The organism is Buttiauxella sp. S19-1 (genome assembly GCF_022134725.1).
GTDB classification, from domain to species: Bacteria; Pseudomonadota; Gammaproteobacteria; order Enterobacterales; family Enterobacteriaceae; genus Buttiauxella; species Buttiauxella ferragutiae.
In genome coordinates this window covers 1-20,392 of record NZ_JAHWLU010000092.1, presented here as the reverse complement: position 1 = coordinate 20,392, position 20,392 = coordinate 1, and the positions used below count along the sequence as shown (strand labels likewise).

Annotated in this window: 13 protein-coding genes and 6 pseudogenes; 15 read left to right on the top strand and 4 right to left on the bottom strand. The window is 46.1% G+C overall.

Going from position 1 to position 20,392, the window contains the following annotated elements; genetic code table 11:
* Positions 1–325: 325 nt before the first annotated feature.
* A pseudogene (locus MES37_RS24970) lies at positions 326–672 on the top strand (DDE-type integrase/transposase/recombinase); the annotation flags it as partial.
* A gap of 61 nt (positions 673–733) precedes the next feature.
* Here MES37_RS24970 and MES37_RS17910 read toward each other — a convergent pair.
* Positions 734–1,636, bottom strand: coding sequence for a helix-turn-helix transcriptional regulator (locus tag MES37_RS17910; RefSeq protein ID WP_064540223.1), 903 nt, complete (start codon positions 1,634–1,636; stop codon positions 734–736).
* A 165-nt stretch (positions 1,637–1,801) separates the two neighbouring features.
* Here MES37_RS17910 and MES37_RS17905 point away from each other — a divergent pair.
* The 3 genes and pseudogenes from MES37_RS17905 to MES37_RS17895 all read left to right on the top strand — a co-directional run bounded on the left by MES37_RS17905 (position 1,802) and on the right by MES37_RS17895 (position 5,380).
* Positions 1,802–2,857: pseudogene (locus MES37_RS17905) on the top strand (DUF2264 domain-containing protein).
* Between the two features lie 38 nt (positions 2,858–2,895).
* Positions 2,896–4,149, top strand: coding sequence for an oligosaccharide MFS transporter (locus tag MES37_RS17900; protein ID WP_064540221.1), 1,254 nt, complete (start codon positions 2,896–2,898; stop codon positions 4,147–4,149).
* A gap of 43 nt (positions 4,150–4,192) precedes the next feature.
* A complete protein-coding gene (locus MES37_RS17895; RefSeq protein ID WP_064540219.1) occupies positions 4,193–5,380 on the top strand; it encodes a glycoside hydrolase family 88 protein in 1,188 nt (395 codons plus the stop codon).
* Between the two features lie 456 nt (positions 5,381–5,836).
* Here the strand turns inward: MES37_RS17895 and MES37_RS17890 are convergent, their stop codons facing one another.
* From MES37_RS17890 to tssD, 3 genes and pseudogenes are all read right to left on the bottom strand, one after another.
* A complete protein-coding gene (locus MES37_RS17890) occupies positions 5,837–6,337 on the bottom strand; it encodes a hypothetical protein (protein WP_133522707.1) in 501 nt (166 codons plus the stop codon).
* Positions 6,334–6,702: a tlde1 domain-containing protein gene (locus MES37_RS17885; protein ID WP_133522708.1), complete on the bottom strand. Its 369-nt coding sequence runs from the start codon at positions 6,700–6,702 to the stop codon at positions 6,334–6,336. The genes MES37_RS17890 and MES37_RS17885 overlap by 4 nt, the downstream gene beginning before the upstream one ends.
* Positions 6,703–6,712: 10 nt before the next feature.
* Positions 6,713–7,203: pseudogene (tssD, locus tag MES37_RS17880) on the bottom strand (type VI secretion system tube protein TssD).
* 804 nt (positions 7,204–8,007) lie between these two features.
* Between tssD and MES37_RS17875 the strand changes: the two are divergent.
* The 11 genes and pseudogenes from MES37_RS17875 to MES37_RS17825 form a co-directional block, all read left to right on the top strand.
* Positions 8,008–9,315 carry a tyrosine-type recombinase/integrase gene (locus MES37_RS17875; RefSeq protein WP_237932217.1) on the top strand — a complete coding sequence of 436 codons (1,308 nt, stop codon included), beginning with the start codon at positions 8,008–8,010 and terminating at the stop codon, positions 9,313–9,315.
* 480 nt (positions 9,316–9,795) lie between these two features.
* Positions 9,796–10,308 (top strand): fimbrial protein, encoded by a 513-nt coding sequence (locus MES37_RS17870; RefSeq protein ID WP_237932215.1) that lies wholly within the window; start codon positions 9,796–9,798, stop codon positions 10,306–10,308.
* 554 nt (positions 10,309–10,862) lie between these two features.
* The gene (locus MES37_RS17865; RefSeq protein ID WP_237932213.1) at positions 10,863–11,429 is read left to right on the top strand and encodes a hypothetical protein; all 567 of its coding nucleotides are present in this window, start codon (positions 10,863–10,865) and stop codon (positions 11,427–11,429) included.
* 14 nt (positions 11,430–11,443) lie between these two features.
* A complete protein-coding gene (locus tag MES37_RS17860; protein ID WP_237932211.1) occupies positions 11,444–11,983 on the top strand; it encodes a fimbrial protein in 540 nt (179 codons plus the stop codon).
* A 55-nt stretch (positions 11,984–12,038) separates the two neighbouring features.
* Positions 12,039–12,755, top strand: coding sequence for a fimbrial biogenesis chaperone (locus MES37_RS17855; RefSeq protein ID WP_237932209.1), 717 nt, complete (start codon positions 12,039–12,041; stop codon positions 12,753–12,755).
* Positions 12,756–12,925: 170 nt separating this feature from the next.
* A complete protein-coding gene (locus MES37_RS17850) occupies positions 12,926–15,328 on the top strand; it encodes a fimbria/pilus outer membrane usher protein (protein ID WP_443107533.1) in 2,403 nt (800 codons plus the stop codon).
* Positions 15,329–15,331: 3 nt separating this feature from the next.
* Positions 15,332–16,306 (top strand): fimbrial protein, encoded by a 975-nt coding sequence (locus MES37_RS17845; protein WP_237932205.1) that lies wholly within the window; start codon positions 15,332–15,334, stop codon positions 16,304–16,306.
* A 147-nt stretch (positions 16,307–16,453) separates the two neighbouring features.
* Positions 16,454–17,488, top strand: a complete 1,035-nt coding sequence (locus MES37_RS17840) for an IS110 family transposase (protein ID WP_237932203.1) — start codon at positions 16,454–16,456, stop codon at positions 17,486–17,488.
* Positions 17,489–17,755: 267 nt separating this feature from the next.
* Positions 17,756–18,421 (top strand): annotated as a pseudogene (locus MES37_RS17835) (IS3 family transposase); the annotation flags it as partial.
* A 674-nt stretch (positions 18,422–19,095) separates the two neighbouring features.
* A pseudogene (locus MES37_RS17830) lies at positions 19,096–19,431 on the top strand (group II intron reverse transcriptase/maturase); the annotation flags it as partial.
* A pseudogene (locus MES37_RS17825) lies at positions 19,418–19,693 on the top strand (IS3 family transposase); the annotation flags it as partial. The pseudogenes MES37_RS17830 and MES37_RS17825, both read left to right, overlap by 14 nt.
* Positions 19,694–20,392: the final 699 nt, after the last annotated feature.

Sequence of the window (20,392 nt, the reverse complement as noted above, 5' to 3'; positions counted from 1 at the left end):
ATAAGGAAACAGGGTGCGGATGACATCATGGCGCAGGAAACCTCTTTCCATAAATGACGCCGGATATATGACAGCGAACCGTATCAAATCAGTATTTGCATAACACTGGGCGTCCATATATGACTCACATGACAATAACAGCGTCAACCAGCTAACAACATGCGCCTGAGTTCCGCCAGGAAGCTCTTAAGCTTGCTGAACGCATTGGTGTGGCTGCTGTTGCCCGTGAACTCAGCCTGTATTAATCCCAGCTCTATGCCTGGCGAAGCAAACAGCATCAGCAAATGGCGACCATTGAACCTGAGAGTGAACTCGGTGCTGAAAACGCCCAGCTCAACCGGCCAGCTACCGTGAGCACGGCCTGCCGGTGTCAGCAGAACCTGCTGAAGCAGGGCTTTTACGCCAGTGGACCGAATCAGAAATTGGTGGGTGACATCACGTACTTGCGCACTGATGAGGGCTGGCTGTATATCTGGCGGTGGTCATGGCTGGTCAATGTCGCCACGAATGACAGAATAACTGGCCTGCGACGCTCTACTGATGGCATTGTGGCGGCGAAAGCGCCCGGAAAATGTCATCGTACACTCGGACAGAGGCGGGCAATACTGCTCAGTAGATTATCAGGCACTGCTGAAACGGTACAACCTCCGTGGCAGCATGAGCGCAAAGGGCAATATCAACATCCACAAAGTGATGGATTGTCACCCGCGGAGCAATTCTATTTGCTGACTGGCTAAATTACCGGCAACGCTACTTTTGCTGACTTGCTGTCGTTAACGCGACACAACCCGACGTGATTCTTCCGGTACTGGAGAGGCGTTTCGCCGATGCCCTTTTTAAAAGCACTAATAAAGTAGGTCACGTCGGAAAACCCCACTTTTGTTCCGATGTCACGCACGCTATCTTCGCTGTGCAGCAGGTTTTCGCAAGCTTTGCGCAGGCGTAAGGTATTCAGGTGTTCATGAATTTTCTCGCCGCTTTCGGCATGGAATTTACGCGAGATATAGCTGCGTGATTTACCTAGTTCTGCTGCCAGTGTGTCAAGAGTGAATTTTTGGTTGTAGTGCTCATCAAGCCAGAACATCACCTGGCTTGCGAGGCTCTGGCTGTTGCCGGACGCGCCGTTATCGTCACCGGGCAGCATGGCAAAAAGGCTAATCAACAGGCTGGCGACGTTCTCACTGTTCAACGGATGGTTGTTTGCCCGTTTCGAGTAACAGCTAAACAGGTAATCGATATGACTATGACAGTCGGCGACATCGACCACCCATGCCTCACCACCGCGTTGTGCCAGTTTTTGTAACCGCTGCCGGGTTTGCGGGAAGTCACGCAGTGCCTTCGATGCCGCATGGTGGTCGAGATGAATAATCGTGCGCCGATAGAGGGCTTCGGCCTGGGCGTCCACCATCACTTTGTGCAGGGTAAACGGCGGGAAGAAAAACAACCTTCCAGGGCGCATGGTGTAGTGGCGGTTATCGACAATCGTCACACCAAATCCCTCTTCCACATAGAGTATTTCCAGACACTGGTGCCAGTGGTGATACCGCACGGTATTGGCAAACAGCCGGCTGAAAGACACGAGGGTGTCCTTTAAGGTAATCAGTTCCAGATGCTCAGATTTTGGTTTGTCAGTCATAGTACAATAAAGCTCAACTTTTCCCCTTCCATACCTCTTTTTAAACCACTTTTTTAAATTTTCAAACTGCTGGTTTATTTGTCTATCATCGCTGTGATATGGCTAACATTCCGGTGATGTATGGTTTCAGTATTCTTTTCCGCAGTCGATTATCAGGATGATCGTATGTCTGCGGTAAATAAAGAAAAATCAAATATGTTGTCTTCCCGCCAGGATGTGGTGGCGGCATTAAACGACATGTTGGGTGCGCTGGATAAACAGTTCCCGGCAGGGGATTCACGCTTTTCGCTGGGTGATACCTGCGCGGACTACGACACGGATGTTGCCCAGATGGAAGGGCTTTCCCGTGTACTGTGGGGGCTGTTTCCGCTGATGGCTTCCGGTGACACCACTCCGTTTAGCGACAAGTACATCACAGCCATAAAGCTGGGCACTAACCCGCAAAGTACAGGCTACTGGGGCGAAACCGCGCCTTATGATCAGCGACTGGTAGAGATGGCGGCTTATGGCCTGGGGCTGGCGTTGTTGCAGGATAAACTCACCGCGGTATTCAGCGAAGGTGAGTTAACGCACTTGCACGCGTGGCTGAGCCAGATTATCGATGTCCAAATGCCGGGCAGTAACTGGAATTACTTTGCGATTATGGTGCTGCTCGGTTTTAAACGTGCGGCCTTTGATTCGATGCTGTTGCTGGCGGATGGTGACGATTACTTCCATGGCCGCCGTCACTGCGATGAAGGCGTGTGGATGAAAACTTTATTTTCTCTCGCTGGTCACCTTGGCATGACGTGCAGATCGACAGTCGGCAGGTGGCATTTGGCGAATGGCATATTCGTCTGCATCGTATTAACAGCGCGCGCACCTTACAGACAGTAGAAGGCGGATTCGCGGTGATGAAAACAACGCACCAGGTGCATGCCCGTGGTTGCTATCTGGCCGCAGACAACGGCAGTAGCGTAACTGTCGATTTATCACCGGTGATTACGCACCAGCCTGACAGCATCGTCACGCCGCCGAACAGCAGCATGTGCGCAGTGCTCCTCAATTCCAATGCTGACGAGCGAAATCCCGCAATGGGAAAGCTGGCTGTGCTGCGCAGTGAGCGCATCGGGTCAACATCAACATAAAAGCTATATGGCAAGCCCGCAGCTGGAAATTAAGCATAACCAGGTGTTTATCCACGAGCCTGGTAGTCAGCGTCAGCTGTCATTCTTTTTATAAAAAAATATCTTACTCTACATACACACATCGAGGGTTATATGAAAAACGAACCAGTGAAAAATAAAGCTGAGTATTACAAAATAAGCAGTTTTATTTTCCTCTATTTCTTTACCTGGTCGGCAAGTATTGGTCTGTTAGCCATTTGGCTTGGACAAAAAGCGAATCTTAGCGGTACGGTTATCGGCACGGTATTTGCGGTGAACGGCGTGTTCTCCGTTATTCTCAAACCGATCTACGGCTATATTCTCGATAAGATCGGAATGAGCAAATATTTGCTCTATTTCGTGGTGGCAATGTCCGCCCTGATGGCGCCATTCTTTATCTATGTCTACCAACCATTATTACTCTCCAACACCATGCTGGGCATTATTGTCGGGGCGATCTATTTAAGCTTTGCCTGGTATGCGGGGGTGGCGGCGTGCGAATCCTACTCTGACCGTTTCAGCCGCCTTAACGGTATGGAATTTGGCCAGATCCGGATGTGGGGTTCTCTGGGCTGGGCAGTGGCGTCTTCGTTCTCCGGCCTGCTGTTTAACCTCTCGCCGTCGTACAACTTTATGATGGGCAGTGTGGCGTCAGTGATCATGCTGATTGTGCTGCTGAGCCTGAAAGTGAACACCCGTTCTGATCATGCCAGCGAAGTGCTGACGAAAGAGAAAATCGCCCCGGCGGATGTTTATGCCTTGCTGCGTAGCCGAAAATTCTGGGCTTTCTGTCTGTACGTTGCCGGTGTGGCCTGGATGATGTTTATCGCCGAGCAGCAGTTCTCGCGCTATTTCGTCACTTTCTTCGACGATATTCACCGGGGCAACGCCGTATTTGGTTACTTGGGAACCGTGCAGTCGGGAATGGAATTCCTGATGTATATGGTGATCCCGCTGTTCGTTAACTTTATTGGCGCCAAGCGTGGGTTATTAATTGTCGGGATAATTGTCGGTTCACGTTTAATTATTTCCGGTCTGTGTGATTCGAACCTGTTAATTTCCGTGCTCAAGCCGTTATATGGTCTGGAAATCTGTCTGCTGCTGGTGTCTGTCTTTAAATATATCGCCGAACATTTCGATAAACGCGTAAACGCCACCATGTATTTACTGGGTTATCAGGCCATGCTGTACGTTGGCAACGTGGTTATCTCCTCCCCGGCGGGATATCTGTATGACCGCATCGGCTTTGGAAATACGTATATCATCATGGGTGCAACGGCGCTGATCTTTACCCTTATTTCTGCCTTTACGTTATCCGCCTGCCAGAGCAAATGGCGCCGCGCACAGGCGCTGAACGTAACGCAATAACATTCATCACAATAATTGACGCTGTCAAAGAAGGAAGCTAAATATGTTAAATCATATAGTTGAGGAACGTCTGGCCAATATTCCGGTGCCAGTGGATATGGACGCCTTTCGTGATGAGCTAAGCTCCGCCCGTCACCATGTCATCGAACTGATCCGCCGTCATGCCACGGAGTTCGGGGAACAATTTCCGGCTGAAACTTGTGTGGATGGTTTCTACCCACTGACCGAAAACGTCGAGTGGACCACCAGTTTCTGGACCGGCCAACTGTGGCTGGCGTGGGAGATGAGCGCCGACGACAACTTCCGTGCGCTGGCGGAAAAAAATGTGCGTTCGTTTGGCCTGCGTATGGCCGGGCGTCATGACACTAACACCCATGATTTAGGCTTTTTGTATACGCTCTCCTGCGTGGCAGCCTGGCGATTGACCGGCAACCGCGAGGCGCGCGGCTTCTCGCTGCTGGCGGCGGAGGCATTACTGGAGCGCTTCCACGAAAAAGCAGAAATCATTCAGGCCTGGGGGGATCTCAGCAATCCTGAACAAGCCGGGCGGATGATTATCGACTGCAATATGAACCTGCCGCTGCTCTACTGGGCAACAGAACAGACCGGAGATCAGCGTTTCGCCGAGGCCGCGAAAGCGCATGTCATGCAGGCGGCGAAATACCTGATTCGGGAAGATGCCTCGACCTTCCATACCTACTATATGGATGTGAAAACCGGCGCACCGCGTTACGGTAATACCCAGCAGGGCTATGCGGATGATTCCTGCTGGTCGCGCGGCCAGGCATGGGGAATTTATGGCTTCCTGCTGAGCTATATCTATACCGGCGATGTGACGATGATTGCGCTGTCAAAGCGCTTGGCGAACTACTTCCTGAATCGCCTGCCGGAAGATTACGTCTGTCACTGGGATCTGGCGCTGGTGGGCACTGATGCGCTGCGTGACTCTTCCTCGGCGGCAATTGCTGTCTGCGGCTTACTGGAGCTGGTAAAACATCTGCCGGTGACTGACCCGGATCGCGAGCGTTATCTGGAGTGGGCAAAAGGCATTATGTCATCGCTGACCAGGCACTACCTGATGGGCAAAGAAGAGAAGGGCAACGGTTTGCTGAAGCACTCGGTTTATCATCTGTCGAGCAATAAGGGCGTGGATGAGTGTGCCAGCTGGGGAGATTATTTCTACGTTGAAGCCCTGGTCAGATTTACCCAGAGCTGGAAACTTTACTGGTAATAAAAGCCCAGACTCAGGATAGAATATTCACGTTGTAACAGCATGCCGGGGGTTCTACTCCTGGGGGATCCCCACTAATTATCAGTAGAGAAGCACCATATCTGAATATTGCCGCTGTAGTTTTTTTAGGGTTCTATCCAGTGATACTGATTTTAATATTAGCGGAGAATGTCTGAATACATTCTCCGCTATTGGGATCAAGGTGAACAGTAGGGGTGAACACAAGTGAACACTTTTAAGGGGTTGCGTTCATCACTTAACAGTATGTTTTTATTGAAAAAATTAACGATGGTGAACACTTTTTTATATAAAGTAATGCAAGAAATAGCGCTGGATTAGGCCGGTATGTACTTTCGGTATATAGCTGAGGGTGTGCGCAGAAATGATTAATGCTATGCGAGAAGAATGCCCGCCAGTAGCGCGGGCTTGTTGATAATTACGCTTGTTTGGTCTGGTTCATTTGGTTTCTTTTGATTCTTGTATCGCCAGGGTAAAAGCCTGCATCTCTTGATTTAGAGCGCTTAGACACTTAGTGCCTTTACTGCCCGATGTTTTTAGTGCCGCCGCCGCCTTTTGGTAATACTGGATAATAAAATCATTCTCCGGCTCGATAAAAGGCATTGTGCAAACCCTTTCTATGCCCAGCATTTGCGGATATTTTTTATCATTCAAAACATCTAAAACTGCATCGGGATTATTTGGGATAACGGAGGCAAGGGCTATTCCCAAAGATTCACCATACATGCCATCTGCTCCGCTGGCGAGTTGTGGAACAAGCCCGATCCATTCACCTTTGCCGCTTTCAATCGCTGAAATAATGGTATCCCAATCATCGTCACTCACCGTTGAATAAAATTGAGTAATACCACCATGTTCTATTCTTGAATTAAGATCGGATGCGGTCATTGATGCAAGGGCGGTCATAGGCAAAACAATTAGCAGCAGGAGGGCTTTCACCGTATTACCTCAAGTTGATTATCACCGGAGCGGGCAATGGAGTGACGCGCGGTTCTGTTAATGACAATGCACCCTTCGGATGCAAAGCCAAGTATCGCCCCTGGCCTGCTTTTATCGCCATGAATATAAAACCCTGCTCGCCCCTGCATATTATTAGTAGATTGCGGGACAAGTTTTAGCGAAAGCGGCCCCATCCTCCCGTTATCTGGCTGTATTGTATATTTGCCTCTCGGAAGTGGACCCATATCTTTGACTTGCTGGCGATCGGGATTATTTTTGTTTGTGTAGACACCGGCATAGCCAGTACCAACAAGCTCACCGTTGTGCCTCAGTTCGCCCGTGCTTTGTGAATAAATCCATACCATGATAATTTCCTTATGCGCTACGGCGCTCATTCCAGCTATCAGAGTGAATAATATTTCCGTCTTTATGAGTCCAGGTTATTTTTTCATAGCGAAGGTCGATAAACTCGATATGGTTACTCCGCTCTCCCTTAGCGGTTTTTACATCAAACATAAGCGGCATAAGCGTTACCACCTTGACGCTCTCAAGCAATATTCGGAAATATTCGACTTCTCTTCCAGAATTATCAATTCTGTAAAATCTGAATTCGGCTGATTTGAGCGTCTGGCCGTAGTTAGCGCTTTATAAAGATAGGGGGTAGAGGAATCTATCTGCTTATCAAAATTAAACGCGAAATGTTCGCGAGTGCCTGTTACTTTGCCTGTTATATCGTCAGTTGGTAAACTTACCTGATGACCTAACGCCACCACCTCTATGCTTCCCTCTCGTTCAGCAACATCAACGGAACCTTTTATATCCGCTCCGCCATCATCCTTTAGCCATAGGTATACAGGAATAGCCATAGTTAATATTTCCTATTTGATTGAGTTCAAAGAACAAAAATACCCCTCAAATAAAAAATATCTGTAATTATTAATGTTGATTAATTAACCAAAATACGCCCCGCATATACCCGCTACCTTAATCATTTATAGGCTGATTGTATCCACAGAGCCTGCGGTACCATCGCACATGCAATGCCTTGTTTTTATTGTTGCAATAAATGAAATGATTGTGTTATGTGTTGCGATTTATGAAACTAAAGTAATCTGTATCAACATACAGAGGTAAACACCATGACCGCTACCCGTACGGGGTTATCCGGCGTCACCAGCCCGCGTACCTGGAAGAAAACAAAATAATTATATCTTTTCGAGTCTGCCAGCAGTTGAGGCCAAAAATTCCAACCTATAAAAGACTCAGGCCACCAGTACTGGTAGTTCAGCTTTTAAAAATGTAACTGTAAGAATATGAAAAATGGTTTTTATTTAACCATTAATCATTGTGTTTACTTTTTTGAAGTATCCCTGGAGTATCCCCAGAAATAACAAAGGACTCACGTTTTTAGCGTAAGTCCTTGTTTTGTTTGGTGGCCCCTACTGGACTTGAAGCAGTGACCAAGCGATTATGAGTCATATGAATATCATGTTTCATGATTTTGCATCTTTTTTCACAATAGATTAAATATCATAAATAACAGATGTTTATTTTCTTGTTGTTGTTTCATGTTGTTCTGGGTTTTTACCTTCAGTATCATCCTTACGTCACCCACTACGTCACCCAGAATCAGTCTGGGTGACGTAACGAACAAAGGACTGAAAAAGACTATGGCCGATAATTTAACTGTCTCGATGATTAGTGGCTTAAGGCCGAAAGCAACTGCTTATTATGAATGGGATAAAAGTGGTGAGCGTGGTGCAGGGCGATTAGGGGTGAAAGTCGAGCCATCGGGTCAGCGAGTATTTTACTATCGTTACTTTTGGCAAGGTAAACGGCAATTCATTCTACTTGGCCGCTTTCCGGAATTGTCACTCGCTCAGGCAAGGCAGCAATGTAAAGAGCATGCGGGTCTCCTTAAAGAGGGGAAAGCTCCCAAAGCTGAAATTGCGGAGCAACTTTTTACTGCCGAACAACAACAGCGTGAAGACCAGCTCAAAGGCAGCATTGAGCAACTCATATTGGGTTACACCACCAAAATGCGTGAAGACGGCAAACGCACCTGGCAACAGGTCCTGTACCGCCTGGAAAAAGAAACCTACCCATTTATACCTAAAGCGACGAAAGCGCGTGACGTTACACCCGCTCATATCAAACAAATTCTGGCCACCATTATTAAGCGTGGTGCCTCGGTTGAAGCAAACCGTGTTCGCTCTTACCTGATGGCTGCATTCAATTATGGGCTGAAGGCTGACAACGACCCGGCAAACCACCAGCAAAATGTTATGTTTGGGCTCCTGATGAACCCGGTTAGTGTTATTCCTAAACAGTCAGCAGCAGAAAAACCGGGTACAAACTGGCTGAAATTAGATGAGTTGCTGCAATTGATGGGGGATTTCCCCAAAGCGCCAAAAGTGGGTTTGTTAATCAGCCAATTGCTTAATTTATGTGTCTACACGGGTGGGCAGCGGCCACATGAACTGGTTTCAAGCCGTTGGGATGCGATTAACTGGGAAGAGAAGACGTTATTGATAGTGGCGGATGTGTCGAAAAATAAAAGGGATCATCTGGTGCCTTTGACTGAGTCAGCCATTGAGATACTCGAAAAGTTGAAAGCTGAGAATCCTAATCAGAGCCCTTACATCTTCCCGCAGCGCATCAAATCTGAACAGCATCTCCGCACAGACAGCTTCGCCCAAGCCATCATCTATTATCGGGAACACTTTGCGTTGAGCCCGTCTTTTATTGCCCGTGATATTCGCCGGACCTGTAAGACTCTGATGGGGGAAGCGGGTATCGCTAAAGACCTGCGTGACCGCATTCAGAACCATGCTCTACAGGACGTAAGTTCTAAGCACTATGATCGTTATGATTACCTGGTTGAAAAGCGAAAGGCACTCGAAATCTGGGAGTCGCGGGTGAATAACCACCAGCAACAGCAAGAAAACAATGTAGTGAATCTATTTGGGCAGAGATAAAGGCTGCTTAAATCGGAGCTCTGGATTTGCTGGCGAGGCCGACAGTCTTTGCCAGTTTTCGGTTACGTTTAAGCTGTTGCTCGATTTCCTGCACAGGCTTGCCGGTTTCAATGGCTGTTGAGCTGGCAACGGAGCAGTAGATTTGATCCCTTGTTACAACAGATGCTGTAGCCTTAACTCTCATATTTATTTGCCTATAGAAATTTCATATATCGGATAGCAATAGCTGTGTAAATACATGCTGGAATGGATATAGCAGGTCAAGATCAGACCATCATACCCCTGTAATAGTAGGTACAGAATGTGCGCTGTATTAAAAAACTCACGTCCTTCCGCTTGCAGTTCAAATAATCAGCAAATCTATCCAAAATAGTACACTCAAATCAACTCTGCGCTTATTTAATATTTATGCCTGAAGCCATAAGATTTCCACCCCATTTATTTACTATGGGCATTATTCAATATGTTAAGGAAATTGTTATGTGGTTACGAATGAAGAAACCAATTGCACTTGCTGTAGGTATGTTCTTTGCCAGCACAGCTATGGTCCATGCGGCTACAAGCGAAACTTATGATATCAGTTTTACCGGCACACTTAATGCGGTTCCTTGTACCGAAAATTCTCCAGACACTATTCCCTTGGGTAACGTCGTCGATAGCCGTATTGCCGCAACAAGGTCTGTTTCATTTAGCCAATGTCAATTGCACAAGGGAATTTCTGCAGTGATTATCGGTGAAGCATCTCAAGACCAACTAGGTGCATTAGCCAACCAGAGCACAGATAACCCAGCACTGAATGTGGGCATTGGTTTCTGGAAGCAAAATACGTCGGTCATGGAGCCTAATGATACCAGTTTTGAAGGAGTAACGACTGCTTCCGATGGTTCTGCAATGATGTTATTCACGGTTGGAACGGTAAAAGAAAATGCTAGCCTGGCTGTTACTGCCGGGAACGTGTCAGCTAGCGGTCAACTGCGTATTACCTATTCATAATAATATTTATTTCTTTCGGGGATTGCAATGAAACACACACATAAAGCAGTGTTTGCAGCATTAGTTATTTCAGGTATGGGCAGTTTCGTAAACTGCGCAATGGCAAGCAGTACACAACATATTGATTTCACAGCATCAGGTAGAGATATGTGAAAAATGCCTGCAGGCTGACTTAGAGAAAAAGGTTGTGCCGGAGCAACTGTGCTGGACCAGATAGCGCAGCAGATAAATTTATCGGGTAAACATACGGAATTGGCACTGTACGAAGACGTGGCGTAACTCTTTGTTGCTCTAAAAAATGCCTCCCTGCAGGCGGGTTACCGAAGCGGTAGATAGCGCCAGCTGCTGATAAAAATCAGCTTGAATGTATAACGATCACACTGATTGCTGCTAAATAGTGATGTTTTATTACAATTTAAAGTGGTCCTTTTTTGAGAAAAAAAACGAATAACACATGTGACGCACGTGTTATTTTATCGATCCCAGTTGAATTGAATAATTGACGAAAGTAAAAGCGTTGAAGTCGGAAAATACTATACACAAGGAAAATTAGGATGAATAAAAATAAAATCAGGAAGGCAGTAGCGTTAAGCCTTTTATTAGCCTCAGCTGGATTATCCTCCATCGCTTTTGGTGCTGATGATGGTCTGACGAAAACCATAAATATTGAAGGCGAAGTCACCGGGAGCGGTTGCACAGTAAGCTTCCCGACTTCGATTACCTTTGCTGATACTGATATTTCAAAACTAGAAATCAGCACCGCGGCAAATTCAACAAATATGATTACTCCATCCGGCGAAATGCCAGCGTTGGTGTTGTCTGATTGCGCGGCAGAACAACAATTTACCGTGACATTGTTAGGTACTGCAGATGCGGATGATGCAAATGCGCTTGCCAATGGTTCCACAACCACTCCGGCTACTCACGTTGGTTTGCTGATGTTTCTGGGAAATGGCGCCAGTGCAATCGAACTCATACCCGGCACGCCAAGTTCAGCTTATACTGCCAAGACTGATGGAACATTAAATGTTCCGGCATGGCCTGGACTGGTAAAAACCACCGACGCGCCGAGTGCGGGTGATGTGCGTATTAATGGACAACTTCAAATCGTTTACCTCTGAATGAGTTAAGGACAATGAGTAAAATGAAAAAATTATCGTTAATAACTCTGTTGATTTTGGCATCACCAGTTATTCACGCGGCTGAGCCAAGTAACCTCCCGTTTGAAGCCACTGGTAAAATCACGCAAAACTCCTGTCAGATGGCACTGTCGCAATATGTTGTTATTAATTCAGTTTCATTCGATAAAATGCACGATGCAGCCTACGTTAAAAGCAAGGGTGCAGATTCGAATGCGACACTGCTGGTACTCAATGCCACCGAATGTTCGCCTGGTACCGTCAGCGCATCAATAATCGGTACGGCTGATGCCAACGACCCCGAACTGTTGGGTATTACCCAGGGTGAAGGCTATGCAAAACATGTTGGCATCGCATTTATCAGCGCGCAAAACAACGCAATAGTCGCGCCTAATACTGGCACAGCGACGCAAACAGGAGGAGGCGACAATCAACATAACTTCACATTCCAGATAGATCCTGTTAAAGAAACAAACAGCACCGCCGAGCCAGGTAAGATCAAAGCATCTGCACAGATCCACATTAATTACCTTTAATTTAATATCTCCAACACAGTTCTGATAGTGGACTGTGTTTCTTAATGAGTCCCTCATGAATAAAATAATCAATACGCTATTAGTCCTTTTTTCACTCTGCTCGTTATCGGGACACGCCAGTATAAAACTCGGCAGCAATCGTCTGATTTATGACGGTGATAAATCAGATGTCACATTATCTTTGAAAAATGATGATGCTCGGGTATTTTTAGTTCAGACGTGGATGGATACCAAAGGTAATCCTTTACTTACCGGTATAAAAATTCCATTTATGATTGCACCCGCTTTATTCCAGATGGAGCCAAATTCAGAAAACCTCATCCAGCTGGTTTATTTTGGCGCAGGTCTGCCTAAAGACCGAGAAAGCCTTTTATGGTTAAACATCAAAACCGTGCCAGCCGTTTCTGATGGTGAAAAAGAATTGAATAACAAAATGCTGTTAGCCGTCAGCAACAGAATTAAAGTCTTCTACCGTCCGGAGGGCCTGCAGGGCACTTCTGTCGCAGCAATTAAAAATCTGACATGGAAACGAGATGGTAAACAATCGGTGGCAGCAGTTAACAACACACCTTTTTATGTAGTTATGAACAAACTCATGTTAAATAACAATGAAACAGTGGTTTCTATTGAAACAAATAACACGGTTGTTCCTCCATTTGGACAAAAAATATTTCGCCTCACCGCACAAAGTCCGGATACGATTACAGTATCATGGAGTGGTATCAATGACTACAGTATTCCGTCTCAGTCTTACTCAACAGAAATACATTAGTTGGCTTATCTTTTATGTCACTTGCACGATTAACGCGTTGTTTTCCGGTACCCCTTATACTGGCTGCAACCTGTCAGCTTGCGTATGCAAATAATTACTATGACCCCGCATTATTACATTCTTTCGATGGCGCTCCTGACATAACAAGTACCGACGAAGTACAGTCCACAATGCTAAAAGAAGGCGTCAGTCATTTACATGTTTTTATCAACGGAGATAAAAGCTACAGACTGATGCCGGTGTTATTAAAAAAAGACAAAAATTCGGATCTCCAGCCCTGCTTTACTAGTAGTGACTACACTGCAATGGGCGTAAATATTTCTGCATTACGTTACACGTTCACCGAGGGTAACGCTGCGGATTGTGTTTTTATCCAACAAGCTGCGCCGGAATCGACATCGCACCTGATTCCGAATCAGATGGCTCTTGATATCACATTCCCGCAGACTGTTATGTTAAGAAAAAATGAAGATGACATATTGCCCTCAGAGTGGGATGAAGGGATTTCGGCATTGTTGGTTGAATATCAATACTCAGGTTCCAAAACAGATGCATCGTCATCCGGGAGTGACGAACAGGAAAATTATCTGAATCTTGTCTCAGGCATTAATCTGGGAGCCTGGAGGTTGCGAAGCTTATCTTCTTGGCAAAAAAGCAGTGGCAATAAGCAACATTTCGACAATATTGGCACCTATATTGAACGAACAATACCAGCATTAAAAAGTGAGTTTTCCGCCGGGGATACTTATACGCCAGCGGATACATTTGACAGCATTAAAATAAAAGGAGTTCAGTTAATTACCGACACTGGCATGATCCCTGAAAATCAGAATGGTTTTGCACCTGTGATCCACGGCATTGCTAAAAGCAATGCCACCGTGACAGTGAAAGATCAGGGTAATACGCTTACGCAGATCAATGTCACTCCCGGTCCCTTTACTATTGATAATTTGTCTCCTGTCTCCTCCGGCGGGACACTGGATATCACCATAAAAGAAAGTAACGGTCAGGAGACTCACTTGCAACAAACCTACTCCACGATGCAGAATTTACAACGAGAAGGCGCTTTAAAATATGCATTTGCCGCGGGTCACTATCACGATAAACAGTCCACCGGTACATCGGGAGATGATGATATACAATGGCGCTATCCGGATAATTCCATTCTCTTCGAGGGGAATAGCGAAAGTCAGCAAAGCAATATCGCACAGTACAGCCTTTCATATGGTTTACCTTGGGGATTAACTCTGCTGAATGGCCTGCAAATAAGTGATAGTCACTTTTATGCTGAGAATATGGGTTTTGGTGCCGACCTCGGTATGCTGGGGGCGGTTTCAACAGATGTCACCTTATCCCGGGCGAAGAAAGTAAACGATGATGATATGTATTCCGGAAAAAATATCCGTATCAATTATTCCCACCATATTGACTCCACTGAAACAGATATCCAAACCAGTACAAGGTATGCTTCCAAAGAGTATGCCACGCTCGAAGATGCGATGCCCCTTGACGATGATAATAAACAGAAAAAATATGAATATACCCTTTCTGTGAATCAAGCTCTGATTGATTCATGGAGTCTGTATTTATCACTTAACAAAAATATTTACTACGATGGCAGTGAGTCGGACAATTATCAGGCAGGTTTAAACTTCCCGGTGAACAAAGCTCAGGTCTCTATATCGTTCAGCGCGAATAAAAATGAAGACGCTGACTCAGATTTTGAAAATGATAAACAGGTGGCCCTTTCGGTATCAATACCTTTATCGTTATTTTCATCTCACACACAGACAATAACCAACATGGCAACCAGCGATTTACATGGAAATACCTCTTTCCAGACCGAATTGTCGGGTGAAGCATTAGAATACGATCAGTTAGCTTATTCTTTCCTGACTGGGGGGAATTTTAATCATAGCCAGAATGAAAATAGCCAGAGTAGCGTCAATGTTGCCTGGACAGGGAGTCAGGGAGAAGCTGATTTAGGTTACGCTCACGAAACAACGCAGGATAAAGCATCCTGGGCAGCCAATGGGGGCTTAATTGTTCATTCTGGCGGAGTCACTTTGGGCCAGTATTCTACCGGTGCGATGGCGTTAATCAGTACGCCAGGAGTGAGTGGCGCGCAAATAGCAGGGGGAACAGGACTTCATACCGATTATTTTGGCTATGCCATTAAACCGGATATGTCTGTCTACAACAGAGATGATGTGGCCTTCGATACCAATCAAAGTGCAGCAATTAATAATATCAGCTCAGTGTCTAAATCCGTCATTCCGACACGGGATGCTATCGTATTAGTGCCCTTTGAGACACATCCTGGTGAAAATATGATGGTGACATTGCTTCACCACCACGAGAAAATCCCCTTCGGGGCTGTTACCCGTTCTGCTGAAGATAATCAACGGGTGTTTTATGTTGGCGATGAAGGTCAGGCCTATATCAGTGGTGTGAAAGAAAAAGGCACGTTGTCCGTTACTTATGACCATGGAAAAACCTGTCTGGCAAATTATGATATCGCTGACGCCAGTCGTTTAGGTAACTTTAATACTATTACATTAAATTGCGACTAACTCATGAAAATAATTCTATCATTACTGATTTGTTTTTTTATCGCCCCCCCCGCATTTTCCTGTGCGGACAATAATGAAAACCATATCCTAAATGTTCAGTTACACGCAACCCTGAGATTAAATAACACTCAAAAATCAGGCTCAGTTCTTTATTCTGAAACAAGAAACCTTTCAGAGCTGACACACAATAATAGCAATCTTTCATGCGCCGATAGCTCAGACATATTACTGGTCTCCGGGCTGCTCACGGGTAGTGAAAGCGGAAGAGGTGTTTATCCTACGGCAATTGAGGGGGTCGGGGTTCGAATTTATTATGGTGTTAATTACCATGACAGCTATCGTTCGTTAAAAAAATTACCGTTTCATGACGGGATGCCTGTTTACAAGAACCAGCCTCTTAAGACAAAAGATGTTACATTGAAAATTGAGCTGGTCAGAACGGTGGGAGAAATCAAAACACACGGTGTATTGCAGTTTCATCAACAGGCTCTCTTAAACTTTCACACAAAAGAACTGAATAATATCATTAACCTGCATATCTCCACAGCGCTCCCAGCTCCGGTATGTAATGTTCAACTGCCTCAGCTAATTGTCCATCTTCCGTCCACAAAACTGGCTTCCATTGGCGATAAAAAATCACTTCCAAATGACCAGGCATTGATTCCATTAACCTTGGACTGCAATTCAACGCTGCATTTAATATCACTCACCCTCAACGGTGATGCATTTAATTCATTAGCGGGGATTTTAAATATTGAGAAAACAGAGGGTGCTGCCAGAGGGGTCGGCGTTCAATTTTGGTACAAAAGGAGAATTATACCCGTTAACATTCCTTTTGTAATTATGGGCAGGGAACTGGATAACGCTGAAACAGGAACGTTTCTTATTCCATTACAGGCTAACTACATTAAAATTGCTCCGGTCGTATCGGCAGGAAAAGTGAATGTAGCGGCAACGCTACATTTTAATTACCTGTAGCAATGTGAATAATGATCCTACCCGCGAATAGTGGACACGCGACTAACTGAGTAAACTCTCAACCAGAGGTGATGTGATGGACGCCCCTTCCCAGCCTAAGTTCTGCCACACTTATGCTGAATGTCTTTATCACAGAGGAACAACATCATGAACTCGATAAAAGTTGTCGGGATCGATTTGGCCAAATCTGTTTTTCAGGTATGTGTCTGGATGAGTGATGGAACTGTTGCATCCAATCGAAAAATTCCCAGAAATAAGCTTTTGGATACCCTCCGCCAGTTTCCAGTTAAGACCCTGATTGCAATGGAAGCTTGTGCTACTTCGCATTACTGGGGACGAACTTTCCAGTCAATTGGGCTTCTCGTTCGTCTTATCCCGACACAACATGTTAAGGCTTTTACCCGTCATCAAAAAAATGATGCTAATGACGCACTGGCGATCTGTGAGGCTGCACTACGCCCAGGTATTCATTTTGTGACGATAAAAACTGTCAGTCAACAGGATATTAAAGCACTTCGCAGCGCCCGCCAGCTAATGGTCGAACAACGCACGGCAGTGGTAAATCAAGCCCGGGCACTGGCTGCTGAACAAGGGATTGAACTCCCTGCGGGCATTCATATCCTGCCACAACGATTGCCTGAACTTATTGAAGATCCAGTGCTGGATATTTCCCCGGTACTACGCGGCTTACTTTTTTCGCTACTGGAAAACATTCATTTGCTTAATGAGCGTATCCGCTTGGTGGAACACAACATTTTGGCTTTATGCCAGCAACTACCAAAATACAAAATATTGATGACAATACCGGGAGTTGGACCTCTCATAGCGGCTGCATTTTTAAGTGAAGTGAATGCAGAACAGTTTACGAATGGCAGGCAACTCTCTTCCTGGTGTGGTCTTGTACCCAGGCAACGTAGTTCGGGTGGAAAAAACAATCTCTCCTCAATGACTAAAAATGGAAACCGTGACCTTCGAACGCTGATTATCCATGGAGCACGGTCAGTAATGTTCTGGTCACAGAAGCGCGATGATGCACTGGGACGATGGATGAAACATCTTATTGAGCGAAGAGGCAAAATGAAAGCGACGGTTGCATTAGCTAATAAGTTGACACGCATTATCTGGAGATTATTAACCGGAACAGAAAATTTCAATATAAACAAAGCCTTCTCAACAAACTAATTGACCATTATTCTGAAGCCACCACAATTTAATTGAGTTTGCAGACACTGATGAAAAAACGGCAGACCGACCCTGTAAAATCCTGGCGTGAGTTCTGGTAGTAACATACCGGTGAGGTGATAAGGAAACAGGGTGCGGATGACATCATGGCGCAGGAAACCTCTTCCCATAAGTGACGCCGGATATATGACAGCGAACCGTATCAAATCAGTATTTGCATTACACTGGGCGTCCATATATGACTCATGACAAAACCAGTATCAACCGCCCCGTAAGCAGCACGCCTGAGTTTCGCAATGAAGCCCTGATGCTTGCGGAACGCATCGGTATGGCGGTCGCTGCCCGTGAACTCAGGCTGTATGAGTCCCAACTCTATGCGTGGCGCAGTAAGCAACAGCAGCAACTGACGTCGTCTGAACGTGAAAGCGAACTGGCTACCGAAAATGCCCGCCTTAAATGACAGCTGGCTGAACAGGCAGAGGAGCTAGCCATTCTCCAAAAGGCCGCGACATACTTCGCGAAGTGCCTGAAATGAAGTATGTCTTTATCGAAAAGCATCGGGCTGAGTTCAGCATCAATGCCATGTGTCGGGTTCTGCGGGTTGCCCGCAGCGGCTGGTATACCTAGCGTCTGCGACATCATCAGCTAAACTGGCGACAACAGTTCCGTCTGGACTGCGATTCTGCGGTTCGTCAGGCTTTCACGGATGCAAAACAGCGTTATGGTGTTCCACGACTTGCAGATGAGCATCCGGCGTACAACGTCAAAACCATTGCCGCCAGCCTGTGGCGTCAGGGGCTTCGCGCAAAAGCGGCCCGGAAGTTCAGCCTGGTCAGCTACCGTGAGCACAGTCTGCCGGTGTCTGAAAATCTGCTGAAGCAGGATTTTTACGCCAGTGTCCCGAGCCAGAAGTGGGCTGGCGACATCACATACCGTGTGCCCGGAGTTCAGGGCGAGCATGGACGCTCAAATGAACCACGAGTCTGTCTGGAATATTGAACCGGTAACTCATGACGAGAAGCCCAACAATCCCACCGGGTGTGACAGTGGAGAACCTGAGCGGCAGTGACCTGCGGCATGTCCGCAGGGTGATGTAACCCGCTGACAACGGGGATTGAGGCGAGATCACTAAGCCGAGATGATCCTCAAGGTTGAGTACTGAAAGGCTGAAGAACATGTACCCGTTAATCCGCCTCTGTGGGTTGAAAACGTCACCGTGGCCTATGTGATCTGACAGGCCGTGCAGGAGGAGCTGGCGGTAATACGTATGTACTTGCCGGTCAAAGGTGTTTTTGACATGTATGCAAACCACCGGGACAGCAGCGCTCATCACGCTCGCGTTGCTGATTTCTGCCAACTTGCGGCAAGCAAGGATAAAGAGTGCGACGGGCGGCCTCCTCAGTATGTCTGAGTCTAGGCAGGTTAACCGGGGAAGGTCAGTGACGGATGTTAAGGGGGCATGGCTCCGATGACGCACTGACTGGTGGAGCGTCCGTAGTAGTCCGCGATGGGGAAAGCCCATCACATGGCGAAGGGAAGCAATTTAGATGTGTTTGCGACATGAATTAACTGACCCAATGAGGTGAAGACCTTTGATAATCAGCGAAATGCAACGCAAGCTTGCCACATGGGCAGCAACTGATCCGTCCCGACGGATTGAACGGATGCTGCGCCTGATCACACGACCAGAATGGCTGGCTGAAGCTGCGCGGATCACACTTTCATCAAAGGGGGCACATACTCCCGGCGTTGATGGTGTGTACAAAGCAAAGCTACAGACCGGACTGTCTGCTGAGTTGCAAAGCCTCAGCGAAGAACTTCTCTCGGGTCACTACCAGCCCCTGCCAGCCAGACGGGTTTATATCCCGAAAAGCAACGGCAAACTGCGACCATTGGGTATCCCCAGATTGCGGGATCGCATTGTTCAGCGGGCGATACTGCTCATCGGATTATCAGGCGCTGCTGAAGTACCATAATCTTCGTGGGAGCATGAGTGCGAAAGGCTGTTGTTATGACAATGCGTGTGTGGAAAGCTTCTTTCATTTGCTGAAGGTGGAATGTATCCACGGGGAACGCTTTATCAGCCGGGAAATAATGCGAACGACGGTGCTTAATTATATCGAGTGTGATTACAATCGGTGGCGACGTCACAGTGCCTGTGGCGGCCTCATCCCAGAACAGTTTGAAAACCAGAATCTCGCTTAGGGTTGTGTCCACATTACGTGGGTAGGATCAGTCTGGCTTATAGCACAGTTTTATTCATGCCATTGGTACCGGACGTGAGGCAGCTAATTTCCTGTACTATCGACATACTTCGAAATATTATGTGAGTCAGACAGTTATTATACTCAAAATTTAGGTCTAAATTTGTCTATGGAATTTGTTCTTCCTGTATATTTCAAAAATGTATTGAGAATAATGCGATATCCGTTACCTCAAGGTTCCCACCCGCAAAATGGGATCCAACATTCGCTGGTGCTACTGCTATGGTGAATTGGAGTTTACATCATTCATATGTCGTGAAAATAAAAAATAAATCTGTCGTTTGAAACAAGAATAACATCCAGAATTACTCCTCATACTAATGTAGCATAAGGTTAGGGTTGAATTAAAATGTTTCTGATGGTAGTGAATAGGGCTGTTTTTAACCTTGTGAATAATGTCATGGCATAGACAACAAATAAATTTTCTAATGTACTGTAATAATTGATTTTAATATCCTGTAAATATAAGTGATGAGTTATACAAAATGGTTTATTTAAAAACCATTTGAGTTATATTGACAGTCTTTGTAAATCATATGCATGATGGTAATGTGTTGATGTAAATGCTCGATTTTAGACGAATGGTTACGTGGGTTAGTATATCGGTTAATAAACAACAGCCACGAGTGTATTAATACAC

Coding starts and splice junctions, on each gene's coding strand:
- MES37_RS17875 (WP_237932217.1), top strand. CDS start 8,008: ATGGCCGATAATTTAACTGTCTCGATGATTAGTGGCTTAAGGCCGAAA.
- MES37_RS17845 (WP_237932205.1), top strand. CDS start 15,332: ATGAAAATAATTCTATCATTACTGATTTGTTTTTTTATCGCCCCCCCC.
- MES37_RS17895 (WP_064540219.1), top strand. CDS start 4,193: ATGTTAAATCATATAGTTGAGGAACGTCTGGCCAATATTCCGGTGCCA.
- MES37_RS17855 (WP_237932209.1), top strand. CDS start 12,039: ATGAATAAAATAATCAATACGCTATTAGTCCTTTTTTCACTCTGCTCG.
- MES37_RS17900 (WP_064540221.1), top strand. CDS start 2,896: ATGAAAAACGAACCAGTGAAAAATAAAGCTGAGTATTACAAAATAAGC.
- MES37_RS17860 (WP_237932211.1), top strand. CDS start 11,444: ATGAGTAAAATGAAAAAATTATCGTTAATAACTCTGTTGATTTTGGCA.
- MES37_RS17865 (WP_237932213.1), top strand. CDS start 10,863: ATGAATAAAAATAAAATCAGGAAGGCAGTAGCGTTAAGCCTTTTATTA.
- MES37_RS17885 (WP_133522708.1), bottom strand. CDS start 6,702: ATGGTATGGATTTATTCACAAAGCACGGGCGAACTGAGGCACAACGGT.
- MES37_RS17840 (WP_237932203.1), top strand. CDS start 16,454: ATGAACTCGATAAAAGTTGTCGGGATCGATTTGGCCAAATCTGTTTTT.
- MES37_RS17870 (WP_237932215.1), top strand. CDS start 9,796: ATGTGGTTACGAATGAAGAAACCAATTGCACTTGCTGTAGGTATGTTC.
- MES37_RS17850 (WP_443107533.1), top strand. CDS start 12,926: ATGCTAAAAGAAGGCGTCAGTCATTTACATGTTTTTATCAACGGAGAT.
- MES37_RS17910 (WP_064540223.1), bottom strand. CDS start 1,636: ATGACTGACAAACCAAAATCTGAGCATCTGGAACTGATTACCTTAAAG.